This window comes from Aeromonas sp. FDAARGOS 1406, from assembly GCF_019048565.1.
GTDB lineage: Bacteria > Pseudomonadota > Gammaproteobacteria > Enterobacterales > Aeromonadaceae > Aeromonas > Aeromonas caviae.
Map to the genome: position 1 here is coordinate 4111213 of NZ_CP077378.1, position 24529 is coordinate 4135741.

Annotated in this window: 22 protein-coding genes and 1 pseudogene; 17 read left to right on the forward strand and 6 right to left on the reverse strand. The window is 64.2% G+C overall.

Annotated elements, in window-relative coordinates:
- Position 1: 1 nt before the first annotated feature.
- From thrB to I6L36_RS19450, 5 genes are all read left to right on the forward strand, one after another.
- On the forward strand, positions 2–994 hold the full coding sequence (gene thrB, locus I6L36_RS19430; protein ID WP_029314022.1) for a homoserine kinase: 993 nt from the start codon (positions 2–4) through the stop codon (positions 992–994).
- A complete protein-coding gene (gene thrC / locus I6L36_RS19435; RefSeq protein ID WP_216986792.1) occupies positions 991–2265 on the forward strand; it encodes a threonine synthase in 1275 nt (424 codons plus the stop codon). Before thrB ends, thrC begins: the two co-directional genes overlap by 4 nt.
- 125 nt (positions 2266–2390) lie before the next feature.
- Complete coding sequence (locus tag I6L36_RS19440; RefSeq protein ID WP_216986793.1) at positions 2391–2813, forward strand: nuclear transport factor 2 family protein; 423 nt, start codon at positions 2391–2393, stop codon at positions 2811–2813.
- Between the two features lie 496 nt (positions 2814–3309).
- The gene (locus I6L36_RS19445; RefSeq protein WP_010673592.1) at positions 3310–3576 is read left to right on the forward strand and encodes a hypothetical protein; all 267 of its coding nucleotides are present in this window, start codon (positions 3310–3312) and stop codon (positions 3574–3576) included.
- An 832-nt stretch (positions 3577–4408) separates the two neighbouring features.
- The gene (locus I6L36_RS19450) at positions 4409–4789 is read left to right on the forward strand and encodes a hypothetical protein (protein ID WP_045523943.1); all 381 of its coding nucleotides are present in this window, start codon (positions 4409–4411) and stop codon (positions 4787–4789) included.
- A gap of 160 nt (positions 4790–4949) precedes the next feature.
- Here the strand turns inward: I6L36_RS19450 and I6L36_RS19455 are convergent, their stop codons facing one another.
- Entirely contained in the window at positions 4950–6974 is a 2025-nt protein-coding gene (locus tag I6L36_RS19455; protein ID WP_201925694.1) for a BCCT family transporter, read from the reverse strand.
- Positions 6975–7272: 298 nt separating this feature from the next.
- Between I6L36_RS19455 and I6L36_RS19460 the strand changes: the two genes are divergently transcribed.
- From I6L36_RS19460 to I6L36_RS19495, 8 genes are all read left to right on the forward strand, one after another.
- Positions 7273–7536 (forward strand): DUF2282 domain-containing protein, encoded by a 264-nt coding sequence (locus tag I6L36_RS19460; protein ID WP_010673595.1) that lies wholly within the window; start codon positions 7273–7275, stop codon positions 7534–7536.
- 59 nt (positions 7537–7595) lie between these two features.
- Entirely contained in the window at positions 7596–8438 is an 843-nt protein-coding gene (locus I6L36_RS19465; protein ID WP_216986794.1) for a DUF692 domain-containing protein, read from the forward strand.
- Positions 8439–8491: 53 nt separating this feature from the next.
- Positions 8492–9244: a DNA-binding domain-containing protein gene (locus I6L36_RS19470; protein WP_216986795.1), complete on the forward strand. Its 753-nt coding sequence runs from the start codon at positions 8492–8494 to the stop codon at positions 9242–9244.
- On the forward strand, positions 9241–9696 hold the full coding sequence (locus I6L36_RS19475) for a DoxX family protein (protein WP_041213281.1): 456 nt from the start codon (positions 9241–9243) through the stop codon (positions 9694–9696). Before I6L36_RS19470 ends, I6L36_RS19475 begins: the two co-directional genes overlap by 4 nt.
- Before the next feature lie 60 nt (positions 9697–9756).
- Complete coding sequence (locus I6L36_RS19480; protein ID WP_216986796.1) at positions 9757–10221, forward strand: GNAT family N-acetyltransferase; 465 nt, start codon at positions 9757–9759, stop codon at positions 10219–10221.
- Positions 10222–10423: 202 nt separating this feature from the next.
- Positions 10424–11719: a PAS domain-containing methyl-accepting chemotaxis protein gene (locus tag I6L36_RS19485; protein WP_216986797.1), complete on the forward strand. Its 1296-nt coding sequence runs from the start codon at positions 10424–10426 to the stop codon at positions 11717–11719.
- Between the two features lie 144 nt (positions 11720–11863).
- On the forward strand, positions 11864–12421 hold the full coding sequence (locus I6L36_RS19490; RefSeq protein WP_216986798.1) for a DUF3332 domain-containing protein: 558 nt from the start codon (positions 11864–11866) through the stop codon (positions 12419–12421).
- 84 nt (positions 12422–12505) lie between these two features.
- Positions 12506–13879, forward strand: coding sequence for an HD-GYP domain-containing protein (locus I6L36_RS19495; protein WP_201888603.1), 1374 nt, complete (start codon positions 12506–12508; stop codon positions 13877–13879).
- Positions 13880–13948: 69 nt separating this feature from the next.
- Here the strand turns inward: I6L36_RS19495 and I6L36_RS19500 are convergent, their stop codons facing one another.
- The 3 genes and pseudogenes from I6L36_RS19500 to mobA form a co-directional block, all read right to left on the reverse strand.
- Positions 13949–15025, reverse strand: a complete 1077-nt coding sequence (locus I6L36_RS19500; protein WP_216986799.1) for an FUSC family protein — start codon at positions 15023–15025, stop codon at positions 13949–13951.
- Positions 15026–15354: 329 nt separating this feature from the next.
- A pseudogene (gene mobB, locus I6L36_RS22310) lies at positions 15355–15840 on the reverse strand (molybdopterin-guanine dinucleotide biosynthesis protein B); the annotation flags it as partial.
- A complete protein-coding gene (mobA, locus tag I6L36_RS19510; RefSeq protein WP_216986801.1) occupies positions 15837–16451 on the reverse strand; it encodes a molybdenum cofactor guanylyltransferase MobA in 615 nt (204 codons plus the stop codon). The pseudogene mobB and the gene mobA, both read right to left, overlap by 4 nt.
- 221 nt (positions 16452–16672) lie before the next feature.
- Between mobA and I6L36_RS19515 the strand changes: the two genes are divergently transcribed.
- Positions 16673–18382, forward strand: a complete 1710-nt coding sequence (locus I6L36_RS19515) for an NAD-dependent malic enzyme (RefSeq protein ID WP_216986802.1) — start codon at positions 16673–16675, stop codon at positions 18380–18382.
- A gap of 117 nt (positions 18383–18499) precedes the next feature.
- Here the strand turns inward: I6L36_RS19515 and I6L36_RS19520 are convergent, their stop codons facing one another.
- Complete coding sequence (locus I6L36_RS19520; RefSeq protein ID WP_216986803.1) at positions 18500–19696, reverse strand: Hint domain-containing homing endonuclease; 1197 nt, start codon at positions 19694–19696, stop codon at positions 18500–18502.
- A 317-nt stretch (positions 19697–20013) separates the two neighbouring features.
- On the opposite strand from I6L36_RS19520, the gene I6L36_RS19525 reads away from it, so the two are divergent.
- From I6L36_RS19525 to I6L36_RS19535, 3 genes are all read left to right on the forward strand, one after another.
- Complete coding sequence (locus I6L36_RS19525; protein ID WP_010673610.1) at positions 20014–21252, forward strand: uracil-xanthine permease family protein; 1239 nt, start codon at positions 20014–20016, stop codon at positions 21250–21252.
- A 145-nt stretch (positions 21253–21397) separates the two neighbouring features.
- Positions 21398–22138: a dienelactone hydrolase family protein gene (locus I6L36_RS19530; RefSeq protein WP_216986804.1), complete on the forward strand. Its 741-nt coding sequence runs from the start codon at positions 21398–21400 to the stop codon at positions 22136–22138.
- A 143-nt stretch (positions 22139–22281) separates the two neighbouring features.
- On the forward strand, positions 22282–23484 hold the full coding sequence (locus I6L36_RS19535) for an ISL3-like element ISAeme19 family transposase (protein ID WP_216986805.1): 1203 nt from the start codon (positions 22282–22284) through the stop codon (positions 23482–23484).
- A gap of 29 nt (positions 23485–23513) precedes the next feature.
- On the opposite strand, the gene I6L36_RS19540 is transcribed toward I6L36_RS19535, so the two are convergent.
- Entirely contained in the window at positions 23514–24512 is a 999-nt protein-coding gene (locus I6L36_RS19540) for a beta-propeller fold lactonase family protein (RefSeq protein ID WP_216986806.1), read from the reverse strand.
- Positions 24513–24529: the final 17 nt, after the last annotated feature.

Genomic DNA, 24529 nt, shown 5'->3' on the forward strand with positions numbered 1-24529 from the left:
CATGAGTTCAGAGATGAACCCGAATGTAGAAATCGGCGGCAGCGTGGTGGCCTATGCCCCGGCCTCCAGCGCCAACCTGAGCGTGGGCTTTGACGTCCTGGGGGCGGCGCTCGCCCCCGTGGATGGCTCCCTGCTGGGTGACCGCGTCCAGGTCAAATCGGCAGAGGTGCCTTTCGCTCTCTCCTCTGTGGGCCGTTACGCCCACAAGTTGCCGGACGACCCGAAAAAGAACATCCTCCACGACTGCTGGGTCGCCTATGGCGAGGCGCTGGAGAAGCGCGGCCTGGGTCTCAAGCCGCTGGAAATGGTGCTGGAGAAGAACCTGCCGGTGGGCTCGGGCCTGGGATCGAGTGCCTGCAGCGTCGTGGCGGCACTGGAAGGGCTCAACGCCTTCCACGGCGCGCCCCTGAATGAACACGACCTGCTGCTGTTGATGGGGGAGATGGAAGGGAAGATCTCCGGCTCCGTCCATTACGACAACGTGGCGCCCTGTTATCTGGGCGGCATGCAGCTGGTGCTGGAGGAGGGGGGCGTCATCAGCCAGGGCATCCCGGTGTTTGACGAGTGGTACTGGGTGGTCTGCTACCCGGGCACCGTGGTCTCCACCGCCGCCGCCCGCGCCATCCTGCCGGCCCAGTATCGCCGCCAGGACTGCCTCACCTATGGCCGCCGGCTGGCCGCCTTCGTGCATGCCAGCTACAGCCGCCAGGAAGGGCTGGCCGCCAGCGTCCTGAAAGACGTGATCGCCGAACCTTATCGCGCGGCCCTGATTGAAGGATTCAACGAGGTGCGGGCCCAGGGGGCCCAGAACGGGGCGCTGGCCACCGGCATCTCGGGGTCCGGTCCCACCGTGTTCGTGGTGATGAAGGATCTGGCCCAGGCCGAACGCATGAAAGAGTGGATGGAAGCGCACTTCGTGCGCAATGAAGATGGATTTGCCCGGGTCTGTAAACTGGACATGGCCGGGGCACGGGTAACAGGAAGCGAGCTATGAATCTTTACAACATCAAGGACAAGAGTGAACAGGTGAGCTTCGCGCAGGCGGTGCGTCAAGGTCTGGGCCGCGAGCAGGGGCTGTTCTTCCCAGAGACCCTGGAGCCGCTGGCCGACGTGGATGCCCTGCTGGATCTGCCGCTGGCCGAGCGCTCGGCCCGCATCCTGAGCCACCTGCTGGGTGACGAAGTACCGGCTGCCAAGGTGAGCGAGCTTATCGACGCCGCTTTCACCTTCCCGGCGCCTCTGGTGAAGCTCAAAGATGGCACCTATGCCCTCGAGCTGTTCCACGGCCCGACCCTGGCGTTCAAGGATTTCGGCGGACGCTTTATGGCCCAGTGTTTGGCCGCCTTCAGGACCAACGACAAGATCACCATCCTCACCGCCACCTCCGGCGACACCGGCGCCGCCGTGGCCCACGCCTTCTACGGCCTGGAGGGGATTGAAGTGGTGATCCTCTACCCCAAGGGCAAGATAAGCCCTTTGCAGGAGGCGCTCTTCTGCACCTTAGGGGGCAACATCCGCACCCTCGCCATCGACGGTGACTTCGATGCCTGCCAGGCGCTGGTCAAAGATGCCTTCGACGATGAAGGGCTCAAGACCGCCATCGGCCTCAACTCCGCCAACTCCATCAACATCAGCCGCCTGCTGGCCCAGGTTTGCTACTACTTCGAAGCCGTGGCCCAGTTGCCGAAAGCCGATCGCGCCAAGGCGGTCATCAGCGTGCCGTCCGGCAACTTCGGCAACCTCACCGCGGGTCTCATCGCCAAGGCGCTGGGGCTGCCGGTGAAGCGCTTTATCGCCGCCACCAACGCCAACGACACCGTGCCGCGCTACCTGAAAACCGGCCAGTGGGAGCCGCACCAGACGGTCGCGACCCTGTCGAACGCCATGGACGTGAGCCGCCCCAACAACTGGCCGCGCGTGGAAGAGCTGTGCCGTCGCAAGGGCTGGGCGCTGGAAACCTTGGGCTCAGGGATGCGTGACGATTCCCAGACTCGCGACGCGCTCAAACGCCTGCATCAGCTGGATTACCTGTGCGAGCCCCACGGGGCGATTGCCTGGGATCTGCTGAACGAGCAGCTTGGGCAAGACGAGGTCGGTGTGTTCCTCTGCACCGCCCATCCGGCCAAGTTCAAAGAGTCGGTGGACGAGATCCTGAATCTGGATGTGCCGCTGCCGGGCCCGCTCGCCAAGCACGCCGCGCTGCCGCTCCTGTCTCACGATCTGCCCGCTGACTTTGGCCGCCTCAAGGCCTTCCTGCTCGGTTAAGCCGTCATGAGACGCTGACGATCCCCCGCTTTTTCACGAGAGCGGGGGATTTTTTTATGTCCGGTATTGATGTCCGGTATAGGGTGGGGGAACCCGCCCTATACCCCTGAAACAAGGAGCACGGCATGAGCCCGCATCCCCTTCGCACCCTGATCGAGACCTGTGACGCCGCCATCTCCCGGCGCGACTTCGACGCCCTGATGGCCTTCTACGCCGAGGACGCCGCCCTGGTGGTCAAACCCGGCATGGTGGTGCGCGGCATTCCCGCCATCCGCCGCGCCTTCAGTGCCATCTCCGATTACTTTGACGGTCAGCTTGAGGTGACCCAGGGCGCCATGGAGGTGATCGAGGGGGCCGACAACGCCCTGGTGATCATGGAGACCCGGCTGCGCTACCCGGTCGGGGAGGGGTGGATCGACGAGACCCGCCGCGCTACCTATGTGTTTCGCAAAGAGCCAGGCGGGCAGTGGCGCTGCACGGTGGACAACTCCTACGGCACCACGCTGCTGGGGGCGCAGCAGCCCGGCGAGCGGCCTGCAACCGACTAGCGCAGTCACACTGGCTCGGTGCAGCCAGAGTGCGTGTATAGCGTGCGTAATCAAGGCTCACCATCAAGGCCGTGCAGCCAGACCGGTTAGTCAGATTGAGTAGCCAGATTGAGTAGCAAGAGCCAAGCCATCCAGGCCGGGGAACCCGAGCCGCACGCAGGGCACCGCTCTGCCTGGGAGGGGGCATCACAGCGCAGCCCAAGGCGCAACTCCCCGTTTTGGTTGTGCCTCACAACCTGCTGGCAGTAAGTGCGCTGACAGTGATTGCTGCGACATTTTTACGAATCTGGTTTGCACTCTCGTTGTTATGTTCGCCCCTGGCAGCACAAACCTGTCTGTGGGTCATTTCCGGCCCCCCGTGGCCCGTTGACCCGGTCTGCCGTGGCTGCTAATCAGGGGACTGCTTGACACCCTTCATGGACGAGCAGAGCCGCAGATGCCTCGACGGCGCGGCTTATCGACAACAACAACACCACAGTGCAGGGAGCAAACCATCATGTGGCCGTACCGAAAAATAGTGACCCAGTCCCTCAAGACCCCCCTGATGATCGCCAGGATCATGTTTTACCTGGCCCTGTTATTGGTATTCCCCCTGCCAATGATCATGCTATCGGACTCTCCAGCGGCAGAGATCGGGCGTTTCTCTTACATCCTGGTGACGTTTCCCATCGCCATGGGGCTGATGCTGATATCGAGCCTGATGGCCATCCTCATTGCCATGGTGGAGTCGCGCAACCAGCAGCCACCCCAAGGGCGGTGGTAAGAAGGTCCCTGCCTTTCAAGCCATCCAATAAAAAACCATCCCGTGCGGGATGGTTTTTTGTTTCCGAGCATCCAGAACGGTGGCTCGATATCTTCTAAATTGGGAAATCGCCTTTTTGACAACGTCAGAACAAGCGGCTTCCAGGTAAACATTGCTTGTGTGAACGATTTTTATCGGGTTCTTGGAGGTGCCGCGTGTGATGATAGATATAGCCGGTTTAATAATGGCTAGCTCAGAAAGGTGGGTATCCTAAATTCTAATTAAATGGTCTTTAATGCAAGTTCTGCTAAGGAAAGTGCGAACAAGTATCCCAAGAACAAAAAATGAAAATTTTAGTCATTTAATATCAATGGGTTACCAGTAAATGCTCTCGTGCCATATGACTTATTCGCACCTTCCCTTGTTTTGGAAGTAAAATATCCCGTTTGTTGGGCTTCGCTGCGCTTAGCGCCAACCTACTAACTTCATCAATCACAGTGATAATCCCACGCTACCGCCCGTGGATTACAGCTTCCAATGCGCTCCATCGACCAGCGGGCGGGGCCCGGATGGTGCTGTAGGCGCCGAATGGCCAGCATATCCTCAAGCCTCATACGCAAACCAGTCAAAAGTTGACGCAACTGAAGGGAATGACTGGATTTTTGCGCCAGCTCAACAATTGAGCGAAGGCGCCGGGTGGCCGGAGCGGGGGCAAGGAGGGGGTTGTCGGCAAGGAAGGGGCATTTTGTTGTCACGGGGAGGGGGGACTATAGTGCAGCGAGGCAAGAGTGCCTCGTTTGGCCCGCGTGAGTGGGGGCTAACCACAATGGATAGAACGATGGGAGTGTGACATATGAAGCGGATCCTGATGGTGTTGAGTCTGTGTGTGACGGTCATGGGCATGGGAATGGGGGTCGCCCAGAGCGCGACCTCTGGCGCGCAGCAAGAGTGCGAGGCCCAGGCGGCGGTGAAGAAGCTGGCGGGCGCCGCCAAGACCAGTTTTGTGGGCAAGTGCGTCAAGGACGCCTCCGCCAGTGCCAAGGCGAGCCAGTGCGAGAAAGCGGCCGCCGACAAGAAGCTGGCCGGTGCGGCCAAGAACAGTTTCGTGCAAAAGTGCGTGAAGACGGACGGGGCAGCCGACAAGGCGACCCAGTGCGAGAAGGCGGCGGCGGACAAGAAGCTCGCCGGGGCGGCCAAGAACAGCTTTATCCAGAAGTGCGTGAAAACCGCCTGAGCCGGTTGAGGCTCTGAAATCAACGCTGGTTGAGGCAGTGACGAGAAAGGGGCCCTGGGGCCCCTTTCTCTGTTGTGATGGGTGGTGGGGGCAGCTCTCGCCGCCAGTGTGCCCGGCCATAAGCTCTGGGCGGGGAGCTGACTTGATCCCTGCCTGGTCATCACTCTCCCTGGGTTGGCTGGGTATGTTCGGGGGCGCTGCTTAGCAGATCCTGCCCCTCGTCCTGGCTCAGCACCAGATAGCGCTCGTACTGGCGCAAGACGTCGGCACTCAGCTCGTCCCGGGTCAGGTACTGGATGTCGTAACCGGCGCGGCCATCGGCAAAATAGGTGATGGGCTCGAAGATGCGGGCCTCGGGATCGTGGTTGTGGGCCGCCTCCAGGGGGTTGAAGGCGGGTGCGGGGCGGGCCTCGATGCGCACCCCGTAGCAGAAGTCCCGGCGGCCTTGCTGGGGCACCAGCAGATGGCACTGATCCGGCCCATCCTCTTCGACCCGGCTGGTGATGCCCCGGGCAGCGAACTCCTGACTCAGGGCCGTCAGGGCGGGCAGGGCGACCTTGTCCACAAAGGCGCGGGCCTCCTGCTCGGTGGAGGGGCGCAGCAGGTGATCCATCCGGGTGCGCCACTGCTTGCCGTTCCAGAAGTCAGTGGCGGGGGAGAGGCGCCTGGCCGAGTGCTCCTTGTCTGCGACAAGGCCGCGGCAGAGTCCGAGGCAGAGCAGCACCATGATGAAGGCAAACGGCAGGGCGGCGATGAGGGTCATGGACTGGAGTGCCGCCAGCCCCCCTGTGCTCATCAGGGTACCCGCAGTGACCCCGAGCAGCAGAGCCCAGAACAGGCGCTGCCAGATCGGTGAGCCCTCCTTGCCCTGGGTGGCGATGTTGTCGATGACGAAGGCTCCCGAGTCGGCGGAGGTGACGAAGAAGACGCTGATGAGGATCACTGCGAGGGCCGAGGTGATGTCCGCTCCCGGCAAGAGGTCAAAGAAGTTGAACAGCAGGGTGTCGATGTTGCCGACCGAGTCGATGAGGCTTGTGCCCCCCTCATGCTGGCTGGCCCAGATGGCGGCGTTGCCGAACACCGTCATCCAGAGCAGGTTGAAGGCGGTGGGCACGAACAGGACGCCGAGGATGAATTCGCGCAGGGTGCGTCCGCGGGAGATGCGGGCGATGAAGAGGCCGACGAAGGGGGACCAGGAGATCCACCAGGCCCAGTAGAGCAGGGTCCAGTTGCCGAACCAGCCCGCCTGGCGGGTCTCGCTGTAGGTGAAGGTGCGGAAGGTGAGCTGGCTTAAAGAGGAGACATAGTTGCCAATGTTCTCCGAGAGGGCTCCCAGCAGGTACTGGGTGGGGCCGGCTACCAGCACGAACAGCAGGAGCACGATGGCGAGAAAGAGGTTGAGCTCGGAGAGGCGCTTCACCCCCTTGTCGAGACCGGTGACCGCCGAGATGCCGGCGAGGGCGATGACGACCCCGATGAGGCCGAAGCGAAACAGCTCCCCCGAGGTGTCCATGCCGGTGAGGCGGGTGATCCCCGCCGAGAGTTGCATCACGCCATAGCCCAGGGTGGTGGCGATGCCGAAGATGGTGCCCACCAGGGCGAAGACGTCCACCGCGTGGCCGAGCGGCCCGTGGATCTTCTCCTTGAAGATGGGATAGAGGCCGGAGCGGATGGTCAGGGGCAGGTTGTAGCGAAAGCCGAAGTAGGCCAGCACCAGGCCGACGATGGCGTAGATGGCCCAGGCGTGAAAGCCCCAGTGGAAGAAGGTGGTGACCATGGCCTCGCGGGCGGCCACCTGGGTCAGGGGCGTCGCCTGGGGCGGGGAGACGAAGTGACTCATGGGCTCGCCCACCCCGAAATACATGAGCCCTATCCCCATGCCGGCGGCAAACAGCATGGCGAGCCAGGAGGTGAAGCTGAACTCCGGGCGGGCATCGTCCGGCCCGAGGCGAATGTTGCCAAAGTGGCTGAAGGCGATCACCAGCAGCAGGATCAGGAACATGCCGACCACCAGCACATAGAACCAGCTGAAGTGCTGGGCTATCCAGCTCTGGCCGCTGCCGAAGAAGCGGGCGGCGGCCTCCGGGGCCAGGGAGCAGATGGCCAGCAGCGCCAGGATGAAGAGCAGACCCGGGATGAAGATGGGCAGCGACAGGGTGCATCTGGGGGGACGGGGAGCGTTCATGGGACACCTTTGGGTGGAAGGACTCAAGACACTATAGGCCCCTCGGGTGCAAAGCAGACAAGGGGTGGACGGCGAGTGACGGGGTCAACGGCCATGAGCACCGTGGGGGAGGCACTCGTCGTCCTGTTTTTTTCATCGTATTTTATGCCTTTAAATCAGATGGTTACCGCTTTCTTGTTTGTTAATAGCGAGTTGATGCCGTTTTTTGGGAAATCTTTTCCCCCCTCGTCCGGTTCTATTGAACGTAGCCGGATGAGATGCGCCGGAGACATCACTCTCGACAACAAGGAATAGAGACATGAACGTGAAAAAGAGTACTGCCATCGCCTCTGCCATGACGGGTCTGCTGGCCCTGGGTGCCCAGTTCATCGCCGCGCCGGCCATGGCTGCGGATGACAAGGAGAAGTGCTACGGCGTGGTCAAGGCGGGCAAGAACGACTGCGCCACCAAGGGTGGATCCTGCGCCGGCACCGCCAAGATGGATGCCCAGGGGGATGCCTTCGTGGTAGTGCCCAAGGGGCTGTGCGAGAAGCTCGCTGGCGGGTCCCTGCAACCCAAGTAAGCCGCATGCCATGGTGTGGCGCCCGCCACATCATGGCCCTATCTATTGAGAGCCCAGCCATGAACCCCTTGATCGGTATCGGTTTACGCCCCCCGCACTACGACGAGATCCGCCACACCCTGCCCGGAGTGGGCTGGCTTGAGGTACACAGCGAAAACTACTTCGAGCGCCACAGCCAGGGCTTCGAGGTGCTGGCGGAGCTTGCGAGGCACTACCCCGTGAGCCTTCACGGAGTCGGCATGTCGCTGGGCTCCGCCGATCCTCTCGATGCCGGGCACCTGCGCCAGCTGGCAGCCCTGGTGGCGGCCATCTCGCCGGTGCGGGTGTCGGAGCACCTGAGCTGGGGCAGCATCGGCGGGCGCTATTTCAACGATCTGCTGCCCATGCCCTACACCCGGGCCGCTCTTTTGCACATGAGCGACAAGATAGATCGGGTGCAGCAGACACTGGGCAGACAACTGCTCATCGAGAATCCCTCTTCCTACCTGCAACTGGCGGGGGAGATGGGGGAGGACGAGTTTCTGGCCGAGCTGGCTGGGCGCAGCGGTTGCGGCGTCCTGCTCGATCTCAACAACCTCCATGTGAGCGCAGTCAATCACGGCCTGGAGGTGGACGACTATCTGGCGACTATCGACCTCGACACGGTCGGCGAAATTCACCTGGCCGGTTTTACCGAGAAGCACCTGCCTCAGGGGCCCCTTTATATCGATACCCACAGCACCCCCGTGGCCGAGCCCGTCTGGGCGCTCTACGAGCAGGTCTGCCAGCAGCGCGCCATCCCCACCCTGATTGAATGGGATCTGGCGATCCCCCCGCTGCCGGTGCTGCTGGGAGAGGCGCAGCGTGCCAGCGAGATCCTGAGCGCAGCACAGCAACCATCCAGGGAGGCCGCCCATGTCTGAGCGTGTTTTCCCGCAAGGTACTTTTGCGAGCGGGCTGCTCGGGGAGGCCGCCCATGTCTGAGCTTGCTTCCCTGCAACGCGCTTTTGCGAGCGGTCTGCTCGGCCAGGATGATGCCATCCTCGGGCACATCCAGCCGGGACGCTTTGCCCCCGACGCCCTGTTGCAGATCTATCGCAACAACTTCATCCTCGGCCTCACCGAGGTGCTTGCCAGCAGCTACCCCGCGGTACGCGCCATGGTTGGCGAGACTTTCTTTGAGGCGGCGGCACGAGGGTTCGTGCTGGCGGCACCTCTGGAGGAGGGGAGCGTCATGGACTACGGGGAGGGCTTTGGCGACTGGCTGGCACGCTTGCCCACCACGGCCGCGTTGCCCTGGCTCGGGGATCTGGCCCGCTTCGAGTGGGGGCTGGAGCGGGTCTCGCTGCTTGCGCCAGAGACGCGGCGCTGGCCCGCCGAGCGGCTTGCCGCCATGACCCCTGAGCACTGGGAGCGGCTGGTGCTGCATCCTGCCTGCGATCTTCAACTCCTGGAGAGCCCCCATCCGGTGCTGGCGCTCTGGCAGATGGCCCTGCACGGCGGTGAGACGGTCAGGGAACTGGATGCTGTCTGCTCCCTGGCACTCAAGAAACGCCCCGGACACCGGGTCGACCCCATTCCCCTGGATGCCGCCGCCTGGCGTCTGCTGCAAGGCTGCCTGCAGGGCAGGCCGCTGGCCAGCCTGCTGGTTCAGGATCCCGCCATGGCCGAACACCTGGCCCCCCTCATCACCCTCGACCTGCTGGTCGATCTGGAGCTTGCCCCATGACAACGCAAACCCTTGCCAGGCCCCTTGGCCCCCTTGTTGAACGCATCTTGCCCTGGTGCAGCGGTGGCCTGTTGCTGCTTGCCAGGCTCTGGGTCGCCACCATTTTTCTGCGATCCGGCTGGCTCAAGTTAACGGCCTGGGACAGCACCCTCTATCTGTTCGAGTTCGAATATCAGGTGCCCCTGCTGCCCTGGCAGTGGGCGGCCTATGCGGGCACGGCGACCGAGCTGTTGCTGCCCCTCTTCCTGCTGGCGGGCCTCTTCACCCGTCCGGTCGCCTTGCTGCTGTTTGGCTTCAACGCCATGGCGGTCATCTCCTACCCGGCCCTCTGGGCGGGAGGCTTTCACGATCACCAGTTGTGGGGCTGGATGCTGCTGACCCTGGCCGTGTGGGGGGCGGGCCCCCTGGGGCTCGACAGCTGGCGCCTTGCCCGTCGCTCGCCTCCGGCGTAAGGTGGCCGCACGCGAGCCCTGCCTGACTGAGGGGTGGGAAAGGAATGCAAAGGAGAAGAGATGAAGGTTCGCGAGGCCCTGGCGGCCGATATTCCTGCCCTGACGACACTGCGCATGGCGCTCTTTTGCGAGGTGGGGGAACTTGCCCGGCCCGATGAGGATCCGGTCCTCAGGGAGGCGACGCAGGCCTACTTCATTCAGGCGCAGGAAGAGGGCAGCGCCCGTAGCTGGGTGGTGGAAGAGGAGGGCGAAGTGGTGGCGTGTGCCACCCTGGCACTCTTCGTGCGCCCGCCCTACCCGGGTAATCTGGCGGGGCGGGAAGGGTACCTGCTCAACATCTACACCCGGCCGGCCTGGCGCAGACGGGGAATGGCGAATGCCCTGCTGGTGGCCATGGTGGCGTATGCCCGCGAGCAGCAACTGGGCAAGCTGTGGCTCCATGCCAGCAGTGATGGGCGCGCTATCTACGAACGGTTCGGCTTTGCCGCCAATCCCGCCTGCCTCGAGTGCGTACCTGGCCGTTAGCCTCCTCTTTTTCTGCACCGGGTTGATCCTCTTTCACAAGGGCTGCGTACTGGGAGCCCTTGGCGGCATCGCCGCTTTTCTATACACTGCGCGCCCCATTCGTTTCAGTCGTCCGACCACTTATGTCGGCGCTGGCGGTGCCGATACCCTCTGTGGGTGAGGCCGTGCTGCCCATGGGGATGGTCAACGAGGAAGAAGTGTCATGTTCAATCAGAAGCTCAAAGCGCAGTTGCAGGCATGTCAGACCCGGCTCGACGAGGAGCAGGGCATCATAGAGGCGATCAAGGCGGGTGCCGCCACCGTCATCTTCAGCCCGGAGGGGATCATCCAGGAGGCGAGCACCCCTTTCCTGGCCCTGATGGGATATGGTGCCGCCGAACTGATTGGGCAGCCCCACAGCCAGCTCTGTCCGAGGGCCTGGGGGGAGTCCGGTGACTATCGCCAGTTCTGGCGGCGTCTCGCTCAGGGGGAGGTGCAGTCAGGCACCTTCGAGCGCGTGAACCGGCAGGGGGAGACGCGCTGGCTGGAGGCGACCTATTTCCCGGTGAAGCACCAGGGCCGGGTGACCCGGGTACTCAAGATTGCCAGCGACGTCACCGAACAGCACCAGCGGCTTGGGCGGCTCGAGGCGCTGACCGAGGCGCTGGACCGCTCCCGGGCCATGATCGAGTTCACCCCGAACGGCGACATCCTCCATGCCAATGCCAATTTCCTGAGCGTCATGGGTTACACCCTGAGTGAGATCGCGGGCAGGCACCACAGGATCTTCTGTGACGAAGCCTTTCTGCGCGAGCAGCCCCGTTTCTGGGAAGAACTGGCCCGGGGCCAGTTCAAATCCGGCCTCTTCATGCGCCACAACAGCCGGGGGCAGGCCGTCTGGCTGGAGGCGACCTACAACCCCATCCGGGATGGCAACGGCAAGGTGGTGCGGGTGGTGAAGTTCGCCAGCGACATCACCGCGCGCATCGAGCAGAACCACGCGACCCGGGAGGCCGCCCGCCTGGCCCACAGCACCGCCCAGGAGACCCTGCACAGCGCAGAGGAGGGGGCGGGCTTGCTGCGCGCCGTGGTGCAGACCTCTTCCCTCATCGCCTCCCAGGTGGATGAGGCCATCGCCCTCATCGGCCAGCTCAACGAGCAGTCCAGAAGCATCGAGGCCATCGTCTCGACCATCAGCGCCATCGCCGATCAGACCAATCTGCTGGCCCTGAACGCCGCCATCGAGGCGGCGCGGGCGGGTGAGCAGGGGCGCGGGTTTGCGGTGGTGGCGGACGAGGTGCGCCAGCTGGCCGCCCGCACGTCGCTCTCTACCGACGAGATCGCCAGGGTGGTGCAGAAGAACCGCGAGCTGACCGCCAGGGTGACCGACGACATGGCTGGGGTGGCGGGCAGCGCCGAACTCGGCAAGCAGCAGATCGCCGGGGTGGACAAGCTGATGAGCGAGATCCACCAGGAGGCGGACAGGGTCTCCCAGACGGTGTCGGCCCTCTCCATCTGAGGGGCTGACCGCAAGATTGCCAACAGAGTGAGCGATCGGACGGCCAGGCTGAACCCTGGCTGTATGACGCCCCCCTTCGTCATTGTGCCGCCCGGCCCCCTTGTTTAGGCTGCCGCCTCCTTTTTATTGAGCAGGTAGACAACAATGGCAGTACGACAGAGAGGCAGGGCACTGGCCCTGCTGCTGGGAGTGGGGGCGAGCCTGGGGCTCGGTGGTTGCATGGGTCAGATGGGCCTCTCTTCCATGGTGACCAAGGGCAACCTCAGCGTGGTGGACAACCGCTACGGCCGTGCCGGCGTCTTCGTGCTGCTCTCCCCCGTCTATGGCCTGGCGGCCACGGCGGATCTCTTCGTGTTCAACACCATCGAATTCTGGTCCGGCAAGAACCCCATCACCGGCAAGGCGCCCGCCCTGGTGGATCAGAAGAGCGATGCGATCATCAAGGTGAACCAGCACCTGGATCCTGCCCTCAACCAGGTGCCGCTGGCCCTGCTGCCCCAAGGGGTGCGCGAGGTGCAAGTGAGCTACCCGGACGAGCGCACCGCCCAGATGGAGATCCACTACATCGACGTTCAGCGCAGCCTGATGCGGGGAGAGATGCGCGGGGAGCGACTGGATCTCTACCTGGACGACAAACTGGTCTCGACCCTGAGCCGCGAGCAGCGCGATGCGGCGGCAAGCCGGGGAGCGGTGCAGGTATAATTTGTCGCGCCCCTGATCCTTTACTCCCGACAAATGCTATACATGCCTGCGGGCAAGTACGCCCCGATGTAGAGGGAGTGGGCTATGACGGTAAACGGGTTGCGTTTGGCAGAGCTGATTGGTTCTCTCAGTCATGCCCTGGACATGACGGAAGGGCAGCCGAGAGGCCACTGCATCCGCTGCTGCTGGATAGGCTCTCGTCTGGGGGAGCAACTGGGACTGGATGCCCGGCAGCGCCACGACCTCTATTACACCCTGTTGCTCAAGGATCTGGGGTGCAGCAGCAATGCCGCCCGCATCTGCGAGCTCTATCTCACCGACGATCTTCACTTCAAGCGCGACTTCAAGCTGGTGGATGGCTCCCTCTCCGAGGTGGTCAACTTCGTGCTGGGCCACACCGGCTTGCAGGCGGATCTGCTGGGCCGTTTTCGCAGCCTGTTCCACATCTTTCGCAACGGGGATCAGATAGCCAACGAGCTGATCCTGACCCGCTGCCACCGGGGGGCGGACATCGCCCGCCAGTTGCGTTTCAGCGACGAGGTGGCCCAGGGGATCCTCTCCCTGGATGAGCACTGGAGCGGCAAAGGGCGGCCGCAACAACTGGCGGGAGAGGCCATCCCGCTCTTCTCCCGCATCGCCCTGCTCTGTCAGGTGGTGGACGTGTTTCACGCCGCCGCCGGGCCGGACGCGGCGATGAGGGAGCTGCGCGAGCGCAGCGGCAACTGGTTTGATCCCGCCCTGGTCAATGCCTTCGAGGCGCTGGCCGATGACGCCTTCTGGCAAGGGCTGGCGGATCCCGCGTTGGCGGAGCGGGTCTTCGCCCACCCGGCGGGGCAGGGGGAGGTGGCGCTGGATGAGGATTATCTGGATGAGATTGCTGCGGCCTTCGGCCAGGTGGTGGACTCCAAGAGCCCCTATACCGCAGGGCACAGCGGCAGGGTGGCGCTCTATACCGACATCCTCGCCGCCCAGATGGGGCTGTCCGAGGCGCGGCGACGCTGGCTCAAGCGGGGTGCCCTGCTTCACGATGTGGGCAAACTCGGGGTGAGCAACGCCATCCTCGACAAGCCGGGCAAGCTTGACGAGCAGGAGTGGGCGGCGGTGCAGATGCATGCCGCCTACACCGAGGAGATCCTGAGCCGCATCGGCGCCTTCGAGGAGCTGGCCCAAGTGGCTGGCGCCCACCATGAGCGACTCGACGGCAAGGGCTACCCCAAGGGGCTCAAGGGGGAGGCGATCACCCTGGAGACGCGCATCATCACCACCGCCGACATCTTCGATGCCATCACCGCCAAGCGCCCCTATCGGGATGCCATCCCGGTGCCGAGGGCCCTGGAGATGATGGCGGAAAACCTGGGCACGGCCATCGACCCCGACTGCTTTGCCGCCCTGAAGGCGGGGATAGAGGACTTCTCCCTCTACCTCACCCCGGAGCAGCCCCTGGCTCGTGCAAGCTAAGGCGCGAGCCCGAGACAAACAAGCCCCGCAACGGCGGGGCTTGTTTGTGGGCGGTTGAAGGCGGCGCGATCAGGGGCGGGCCGAGGGCTTGGCATAGGGTTGCAGCACCAGCCCCAGCAAGCGATGGAGGTGGGCGAGCTGCTCGATGAGATGGAGATTGAGCCAGAGGTAGCCGCCAAGGGTGGGGTCGTGTCCCTGGCCTGGTGCCTGGCTTGCGTCCCCATCGAGCCGGGCGGCGGCTTGCAGGCGGCCGATGGCCTGGTCGGCCGCCGTGGTATCGCCGCTCTTGAGCATGAGGGCGAGTTCGGTGAGCACCGACTCCGTCGCCTGCTGGCAGGCGCGAAGCCCGGGGTGGCTCTGCATCAGGAAGTGGCTCTGGCGATCCCGCCAATAGGTGTTGGCCAGCATCTCCAGGGTGCAGACGCTGTTGCGAAGGGTGGTCTGGGTCGCCTCGAACAGCGGGCTGCCAAGGCGGGTTTCCTTGACCGCCGGGGCCAGCAGGGGGCGCAGGCTGACTATTTTGGCGAGCAGGCGGGCATGGCTTCGGGTGAGCTTGGGGCGCTCCAGCACGTTGGGGGAGAGGTGGGTGTGGTAGAGCCGCCCGGCCTGCTGCAGGGTGTCGTGCATCTGCAGACGCCAGTGGGTATAGGCCCGCTGGGGGTAGATGCTGCAAAACAGCAGGGCCAGCACCGACCCCAGGATGACGTCGCCGCTGCGCCAGAGCGCGGTCTCGATGTCCCCGGGCACCCCGCCGACGATGACCCCCAGGGTGATGCCGATGAGCAGCCCCACATAGGGGCGCTTGCCGAGCGCCAGGTAGCCGCACAGGAACATGATGGCGCAGCACCAGGCCAGCATCAGAGGCATGGAGTAGAGCTCCAGATAGAGGGCCACCACCCCGCAGGCGGCGCCGAAGACGGTGCCCACCACCCGTTGCAGGGCGCGCGACAGCACGTTGCCCCAGAACGAGATGGGGCCCATCACCACCACCAGGGTGATGAGGGGCCAGGTGCTCTCCGGCAGCTTGAGCTCCCGGGTCAGCAGGAAGGTGAGGGTGAAGGCCAGGGCGATGCGCAGGCCGTGGACCAGGCGGTAGCGGCCATAGATGAGCAGATCGAAGCGGGAGAGCGGGGCATTGAGGCGCAAGGGCGTTCTCTTATCTCGGGTCAGGGTTGTGAGGATAGCAAGGGGGACGGCATTCGCCTTGACCTGCGTCGTTTCTCCGGTTCATGCAGGCGCACCATGACCCGCTCGCCGGGGGGAAGGGCCGCGCTACCCGGCGCCCGTTCGATGCGGCAGTTGGCACTGTCGTGGCCCCCATCCACCGGGCGCACCAGCAGGGTGCCCGCCTCGTCCTGACTGAGCAAGCCGGGCACAACGCCCTGCTCTGCCGATGGGGGCAGGGCCGCCAGCAGCCGGGCGCAGAGGCGAAGGGGCGGCGGGGACTGACGGGGGGCGTGCGGGGGCAACCGGGCGCAGATGAAGTCGGCGATGGCCTCCAGATCCTCGAAGGGGAATCGGGGCAGGGTCGTGGCCTGGGGAGCGTCGCTCACGAGGGCGACGATGTCAGGATCATCGGGGAAGAGCAGGGGCCGGCCGATGGCGGCGCGATACAGCTCCACCTTGGGAAAGCGCCTGTGCTTGAACCCCTCGACCAACAGCAGATCCAGGGCGCTCGTATCGAAGCGGGCCAGCAGCGCCTCGAAGGGGGGCTCCCCCTCCGGGGTCTCCCGGATCAGGGCGTGGCGCCGGTCGGAGGCCGCCATCACCTGGGTGGCGCCCGCCTGGCGCAGGCGGTGGCTGTCCTTGCCGGGCTGGTCCATGTCAAAGGCGTGGTGGGTGTGCTTGAGCACCCCGAGGCGCAGACCGCGCGCCACCAGGCGCGGGATGAGGCGCTCCAGCAGGGTGGTCTTGCCGGTGCCGCTCCAGGCGACGAAGCCGAGCAGGGGCAGGGGGCTCATGGCGCGCCCCCTTCCCGCAGCCTCGCCTCCCAGGCGGCGAGTTCGGCCGGGCTGTTGAGGTTGACGAAGGCGTCGGGCAGATCGGCAAAGGGCACCACCGCCATCCGGTGGCGGGCAAACCAGGCCCCGGTCTTGCGCTCCCCGTCCGCCAGCGCCTGTTGCAGGGAGGGGCGCAGGGTGCGATGCAGCAGGGCGACCACGGGCTGGAGGTGCTCCCCGTCGTGGGCCACCACCAGATCGGTGTCCGGGGTGATGGCGGCGCGAAAGCGGGTCATCAAATCAAGGGGCAGGGCGGGGCCGTCACAGGGGACGAACAGCACCCAGTCGTGACGGGCCGCCGTCAGCCCCGCCAGCATGCCGGCCAGCGGCCCCTGGAAGTCGGCCTGCGCGTCCCCGATGACGGGAGCAAGCTGCCGGTAGCGAGCCTGGCTGCGGTTGGCGTTGATCAGCACCTCGTTCACCTGGGGGCGCAGGCGGGTCAGCACGTGTTCGATCAGGGGAGTGCCCGCGAGGGGCACCCAGCCCTTGTCATCGCCCCCCATGCGGGTGGCGCGACCGCCCGCGAGGATGACGCCGCTGACGAGAAAAGCGGGGGAAGAGGAAGGGGTCATGGTGCTCCGTTGCTCGCAAAGGAATGCCCACAGGGGCGTGTCGGGATCTTGCGCCAAGGCGGGCGTGGGAGCAACCTTCGGCTGTCCCGGCAAAGGCGCCTTTGGCCGCAGGGTTTGTCCAAGCTCACAAAACCGGATCGGCAAACGTCATATGATCCCCAGCATTCTGAGTCTTGCTCTCCTGCCTGATGGCAACTTCATGTAAATCAAAGAGAATGACTATGGCTACCGGACAATATCTGCTGTGGAAAGATGCACAGGGTCACGATTTTCGCCCCGTTGCGCTGACGGGCACCAATCTGCTCAACGATCGCAACCTCAACAAGGGCACCGCCTTCACCGAACAGGAGCGGGCCGATTTTGAGCTGGGCGGCCTCTTGCCGCCCCAGGTGCAGACTTTCGAAGCCCAGCTGGAGCGGGTCTATGAGGCCTTCCTGAGCGCCTGCAGCGACATCGAGAAGTACCAGAACTTGCGAGCCCTGCAGGATCGCAACGAAACCCTGTTCTACGCCCTCCTGTCCCGCCACGTGGAGGAGATGACCCCCTACATCTACACCCCGACCGTGGGCAAGGCGTGCCAGGAGTTCAGCCACCGCTTCCAGAAGCCGCGCGGCCTCTACATCACCCCAAAGAACGTCGATGACATGGGCTCCCTCGCCCGCCACATGGATGCCAAGGCGGTGCGCATCATCGTCGTGACCGACAGCCAGGGGATCCTCGGCATCGGCGATCAGGGGGTGGGGGGTATGGGCATTCCCATCGGCAAGCTCGCCCTCTATACCCTGGGGGCGGGCATCCACCCCGCCTGCTGCCTGCCCATCGCGCTGGACGTGGGCACCGACAACCAGGCGCTGCTGGATGACCCCATGTACCTGGGGCAGCCCCACAGGCGCATTCGCGGCAAGGAGTACGACGACTTCATCGACAAGTTCGTGGCCGGGGTCAAGCGCCACTTCCCCAACGCCGTGCTGCAGTGGGAGGACTTCAGCAAGTCCAACGCCTTCAACAACCTGGCCCGCTACCAGCAGGCGCTGCCGTCGTTCAATGACGACATCCAGGGCACCGGGGCCGTGGTGCTGGCGGGTATCATTGGGGCCGTCAAATCCAAGGGGGAAACCCTGGGCCAGCAGCACTACCTGGTCTACGGGGCCGGGGCTGGCGGGGTCGGGGTGGCGGATCAGATCTGCGCGGGGATGATCCGCGAGGGGCTTGACCCGCAGGCGGCGCGGGATCGCATCTATATCCTGGATACCCAGGGGCTGGTGTGTGACAACCGCGAGGGGCTGGATGAGTACAAGCGCCGCTACGCCAAGCCGGGCCTCTTGCTGGCCCAGTGGGATCTGCAGGGCAAGGCGGGGCTGACCGAGGTGCTGCGCCACGTGCCCATCACCGTGCTGCTCGGCACCAGCGGCGCCGGCGGCGCCTTCCAGGAGGAGCACATCCAGCTGATGCTGGCCCACTGCGATCGCCCCATGGTGTTTCCCCTCTCCAACCCCACCGCCAATTGCGAGGCCCTGCCGGAAGACATCTTCCGCTGGAGCCAGGGGCGCGCCATCGTCGCCACCGGCAGCCCGTTCAAGGACGTGCACCATGAGGGGCAGGATTATCGCATCGGTCAGGGCAACAACGTCTTCATCTTCCCCGGCGTGGGGCTGGCGGCCATCGTCAGCCAGATCCGCGAGATAAGCCCGGACATCTTCACCACCGCCGCCTTTGCGCTCGCGGAGTGCGTGAGCGAGGCGGATCTCGCCCGGGGCACCGTCTACCCGAGGATCAGCGAGCTGCGCAACATCTCGGTGCACGTGGCGACCGCGGTGCTCAAGGATATCGTGCGCCGGGATCCCTCCCACCCGCTCATCGGTCAGGATCTGCAAGAGCACATCCTGAGCCATATGTGGGAGCCGGTCTACCTGCCGTACCGCCGGGTCTGAGGTGCGACCTGCCCGCCGTTTCGCGGGCATGACGACGCCGCATAAACAAGAGAGGGTGGCCCAGGCCACCCTCTCTTTTTTCTGCCCTGCTGTGTGTGCGGGGCAGGACGCTGCCACCTATTGAGCGGGCGGGGGCACCAGGCGGTCATCGACGCTGCCGTCGCCCCGAAGCTTGTTGCCATTGGCGTCGACGGCGTCCACGCTGCCATCACCTCGAAGCTTGTTGCCATTGGCGTCGACGGCGTCCACACCGTTGTCATCCACGCTGCCATCGCCTCGAAGCTTGTTGCCATTGGCGTCGACGGCGTCCACGCCGTTGTCGTCCACGCTGCCATCGCCTCGAAGCTTGTTGCCATTGGCATCGACGGCGTCCACTCCGTTGTCGTCCACCCGGCCACCGGCATGACGCTCCCCGCCTGCATGTTTGTCGCCACCGCCGTGGCGATCGCCGCCAGCGTGCTGGTCGCCACCGGCATGTTCGCCCTGACCACGGTCATCGCCGCCGTGGCCGCTGTCGTCCCCGCCATTGTTTCCGTTATGGCTACTATCGCCTCCATTTCCGCTATTGTTTCCACTGTGGCTACTATTGCCCCCACCGCTGCTGTTGCTGCCTCCGCCGCTACTGTTGCTGCCTCCGCCGCTGCTGTTGCTGCCTCCGCCGCCGCTGTTGCCGCCTCCGCTACCACTGTTGCCGCCGCCATCCCCCCCTTTGTTGTGCACGATCAGCCCATTGGCCACATAGCTGTGGCTGCCATCGAGGATCAGGTTGAACAGCGCCGTGGCGGGCGGGGCATCAACCCAGGAGAGGGAGGCCACCGGCAGTTCGACAGGGTGCGGCGCCAGCGCCAGGTTGCCCGCGCTGCCCCCCTCTGACCAACCCAGCAGGTGCATGCCAGTAAAGAGCGGCAGCACGGCGAGGGCCGGGTTTTCGGTGCGGGTCATGGCCGGTGCGATGGCCGCCCAGCCCTGGGTGGTGAGGAAGGGGTGCTCGGCGGTAAAGAAGGGGGGCAGATGATTGAGCCCGTAGAGCCTGCGCGCCCCCAGCGCCACCCGCTCGATGGCCTGGATGCGGTTGCTCTGCCCGTGCCTGTCCCGCACCCGATCGCCGACCCGCAGGGTCTCGATGGGGCGTTCGCTGCCATCGGCCATCAGGATGCGGGTACCGGCAATGAAGCAGGACTTGGCATGGGCCTGGTTTACCTGCCACTGGTGGTGGTCGAAGTCATAGCTTAGCGGGGTGGCGAACAGGGCCAGGGCGATGGCCGAGCCCAGCAGCAGCCGGCGCTGGCTGGGTTTGAACGAGGGCAGTGACATGGGGAACTCCTTGTCGGTGTGGGGTCACGCCTTCGAGTATAGAGAGGGGATTGGGGCAATATCTGCGTCGACCAGTTGAAAGCCTTGTCATGTCAACTTGCCGGAAAAACGATTGGCGTTGGCCATAAAAGTGCGTAAAATCGCTTCCTCGATGCTTGTAGCAGCGAATCCCGCCTAAAAAGCCAGTTTCATGCCCTCCCCAAGCAGTAAAAGGCAACAAATGACGCCGTTTGGCCCGTTGGCTGCCTTGAAAACGTCTTGTGATGACTGAAAAGTGTCAAATATCCCTGTCAGTTATCAAAAAATTAAGGATACCCATGTTTTCCTTGGTCAAGCAAAGCGTCGCCGGGCTGCAAATTCTGTTTGTCGCCTTCGGTGCCATGGTGCTGGTGCCCCTGCTCACCGGTCTGAACCCCTCCATGGCCCTGCTTGGCGCCGGTGTAGGCACCCTGCTGTTCCAGCTCTGCACCCGTCGTCAGGTGCCGATCTTCCTCGGCTCCAGCTTCGCCTTCATCGCCCCCATCATCTATGCCACCCAGACCTGGGGCCTGCCCTCCACCATGTTCGGTCTGTTTGCCGCGGGCTTCATGTATTTCATCCTGGCGGCCATCATCCGCGCTCGTGGCATGGGCTTCGTGCACAAGCTGCTGCCCCCCGTGGTCATCGGTCCCGTCATCATGGTGATCGGCCTGTCGGTGGCTCAGGTAGCCTGCAACATGGCCATGGGCCGTGCCGGCGGTGAGCAGGTTGTGCCTGCCACCACGGCGCTGACCCTGGCGGGGATCTCGCTGGCGGTCACCCTGATTGCCGCCGTGTTCTGCAAGGGCTGGATCAAGCTCATCCCCATCCTGTGCGGTGTCATCGCCGGTTATGTCTCTGCCGTGCTGATGGGCCAGGTGAGTTTCGATGGGATGGTCAACGCCCCCTGGCTGGCGCTGCCCCACTTCGAGACCCCGGAGATCAACTGGGCCGCGGCCCTCTTCATGCTGCCGGTGGCCATCGCCCCCTGCATCGAGCACATCGGCGGCGTGCTGGCCATCGGCGGCGTGACCGGCAAGGACTACACCAAGGATCCGGGCCTGCACCGCACCCTGGCCGGTGACGGCATCGGCGTCTGCTTCGCCGGTTTCATCGGTGGTCCCCCCGTCACCACCTATGCGGAAGTGACCGGCGCCGTGATGATCACCCGCAACTTCAACCCGGTCACCATGACCTGGGCCGCGGTGTTCGCCATCATTCTGGCCTTCTTCGGCAAGTTCAACGCCCTGCTCACCTCCATCCCCATGCCGGTGATGGGCGGCATCATGCTGCTGCTGTTCGGATCCATCGCCGCCATCGGTCTCAAGACCCTGGTGGAGTCCAAGGTGGATCTGGGGCTGTCCCGCAACATCGCCATCGTGGCGGTGACCCTGACCGTGGGTGTCGGTGCCCTGGAGATGAAGATCGGTGACTTCGCCCTGGCGGGTGTGGGGCTGGCCTCGGTGGCGGCGATCCTGCTGAACCTCATCCTGCCCCAGCACTCCGAAGAGGGTGCCATGGAGAGCGCCAAGGATTAAGCGCCTGGCTTGCTGTACGTTGAGATGATGAAAAAGAGGCCACCTTCGGGTGGCCTCTCTTTTTTTGCCTGCCTACCACTGAACCCGGGCTCCCCATGTGAAGCGGCTACACTCAGGAGCACCATTGACGGGAGAGGACGAAAGGATGAAGAGGGCATGGATCCTGGCCCTGCTGGGGCTGATGGGGAGCGCTGCGGCCGAGGCCGGTGCGGTGCGCTACGAGGTCGAAGGCAAGCCGTTCGAGGGCTATTACCTGGCGGGTGCCGACAAGGATGCCCCTCTGGTGGTGCTGGTGCACGACTGGGACGGGCTCAACGGTTACGAGATCAAGCGGGCCGAGATGCTGGTGGCCCTGGGCTACAGTGTCTTTGCCGTAGATTTGTTCGGTGCCGGGGTCAGGCCGAGCACGGTGGAAGACAAGAAGCGCCTCACCGGGGCCCTTTATCAGGACCGGACCAGGATGCGCACCCTGCTGCAAGGGGGATTGGCGGAGGCGGGCAGGCAGGGGGGGCGGCTCGACAATGCGGTGGCCCTCGGTTACTGCTTCGGCGGCGCCGCCGTGCTGGAGCTGGCCCGCAGCGGGGCGGATCTCAAAGGGGTGGTGAGCGTACACGGCGGGCTGGAGACCCCGGCCGGGCAGGACTACAAAGAGGCGAAGGGACAGTTGCTTGTCCAGCACGGCAGCGCCGACGAGGCGGTCTCTCTGGGTCAGTTTGCTGCGCTGGTGGCCGAGCTGGAGAGCGCCGGGGTGAAGCATGAGGCAACCAGCTACAGCGGTGCTCCCCACGCGTTCAGCGTCTTTGGCTCGGACAACTACCGCGCCGATGCCGATGCCAAGTCCTGGCAGCGTTTCACCGGTTTCCTGAAGGAGGTGACCGGCTCCTGAGGGGGCCGGCTCACGCAGGCCATGGCAGTGCCATGGCTTTTTTTAGGTTCTTCGCGGGATCCTGGGAAAGTGGAAGTTGACAGACAGGGTGCTGGTAAACTGGTTGTCGCCAAACACACCACCACCATCACCCTGCTGTCGCCGTGCATCATATTGATATTACCTCCTTCTGGCCAGGTTATACCGTCATCGCCCAAGCGCTTTCTGCCAACCATCACACCCTGTTTACCCTTGAGCCTCGCGCCGACTTCTTGCCCCGTTGTCGCCGATGCCTGCAACCCACGCCATTGATCCACGACCAACGTATCCGCCGGGTGCGTGAGCGAGACCTATTTGACCGACAAGTCTGGTTACAACTGCCTGTTCGCCGCGTCGACTGTCTGCGCTGTGGTTGCGTCAGTGAACATATCGACTGGCTCCCCTCTGGCTCCCGCCTCACCCGGCGCATGCAGTGCTGGATTGAAGCGCTCGTTCAGTACCTCCCCATCCGCCATGTCAGCCAGCTCACCGGGGTCGGTTGGCACACCATCAAGGAGATCGACAAGCGCCGTTTGCAGACTAGTGTGGGCACCATCGAACTTGGGGAGGTGCGGCGGCTGGTGATGGATGAGTTTGCCCTGCACAAGGGACACCGCTATGCCACCGTGATCATGGATGCCGAGCGAACCCGCGTCCTGTGGGTGGGGCACGGCAACAGTCGGGCCGCTATCCGTCCCTTCTTCGAGCAGCTCGGCGAGCGATGCCAGCAGATTGAGGCGGTGGCGATGGACATGAACACGGCGTTCGACCTGGAGGTGAAGCAACACTGCCCGCAGGCGGAGGTGGTCTACGACCTGTTCCACGTGGTGGCTCGCTATGGCCGAGAGGTGGTGGACCGGGTGCGAGTGGAGCAGGCGAATGCACTGAAAAGCGATAAACCGGCGCGAAAAGTGGTCAAAAGTGCGCGTTGGTTGCTGCTACGTAATCGGGCGAAGCTGAGTGAAAAACAGGATGTGAAGTTGCAGGAGCTGTTGGCGGCGAATCAACCGCTGGCGATGGTGTACGTGCTGAAAGAGGCGTTGAAGGGCATCTGGTATGCGCCGAGCGTGTGGGAAGGATGGCGACGATGGCGGAGCTGGATGCGGCAGGTGAAGGAAAGCGGGCTAGCGCCGCTGCAACGATTTGGTCGAAATTTATCGAAATATATGCGGGGGATCCTGGCGAGTGCAAACTACCCGATGCACACGAGTGTGCTGGAAGGGGTGAACAACAAGATCAAAGTGATAAAGCGCATGGCATATGGATTTAGGGACTCAGAATACTTTTTTCTGAAAATCAAGGCGGCCTTCCCCGGAAAGCCGCGATGAACCTTTTTTTATGCCCGTTTTTTGCCATCTCAGGGGAGGGCGAGCACCCTCACCCACATGGCCCCCTTGCCCACCTCGCTCCGTGGGCCCGGGGTGAGCTGGCCGCTTTCGGGGTCGATGGCATGCAGTGCCACCTCATGGGATTGCTGCCCGGTCGCGATGAGCCAGTGGCCGCTGTGGTCGATGGCAAAGCCCCGGGGGCAGGCCTCGGTCGGGAAGTGGCCGAGGGGGGTGAGGGCGCCATCTTGGGGGGAGACGCCGAACAGGGTGAGCAGGCTGCTGGCCCGTTCGCTGGTGTAGAGAAAACGTCCATCCGGGGTCAGGTGGATGTCGGCCCCCCAGCGCTCTCCCTGATAACCCTCGGGCAGCATATCCAGGCTCTCCCGCGCACTGATGCGACCATCCGCCTCCCTGTGGTAGCGATTGAGGGTGGCATCGAGTTCGTTGAGGCAATAGAGATCGCCGTTGTCCGGGTGCAGGGCCAGATGGCGGGGCCCGGCGCCGGGGGCGGTGTGAATGTCCCCCAAGGGATGGGGAACCAGCCTCTCGTCCACCAGGGCAAAGCGGCGCACCCTGTCCTCCTTCAGGCAGGCCACCAGCAGCTCCTGCTCCCCGTTTTGCCCCGCAAACCAGGTGACCGAGTGGGCCGCCATCAGGTGGTCGAGACGCTGGTGAGGGGGCTGCATCCGCCCCGCCTGATCCTGGCGGGAGACGGTGACGTGGTTGAAGGCGTAGGAGGCGGCAAAGAAGAGGCGGCCGCTGCCGTCCATGCAGGTGTGGGAGGCGCTGCCCTCGAGGGGCGCCGAGGTCGGGGCCCCGAGCCGCCCATCGGCGGCGATGGGGAAGCTCAACACCCGAAAATCGGGGCGCACCCCCGCATGGAGCCAGCGCCGGTCCGGGCTGATGACCAGGGGCTGCACCTCGCCGCCGGTCTGCACTTCCTGCAGCGGGGCGAGGGTGCCTGCTTCGAGGCGAAACACATGGATCAACCCGCTCACCGGGTTGGCCACATAGACCACTTGTTGCATTGCATCTCCTTTGCGAC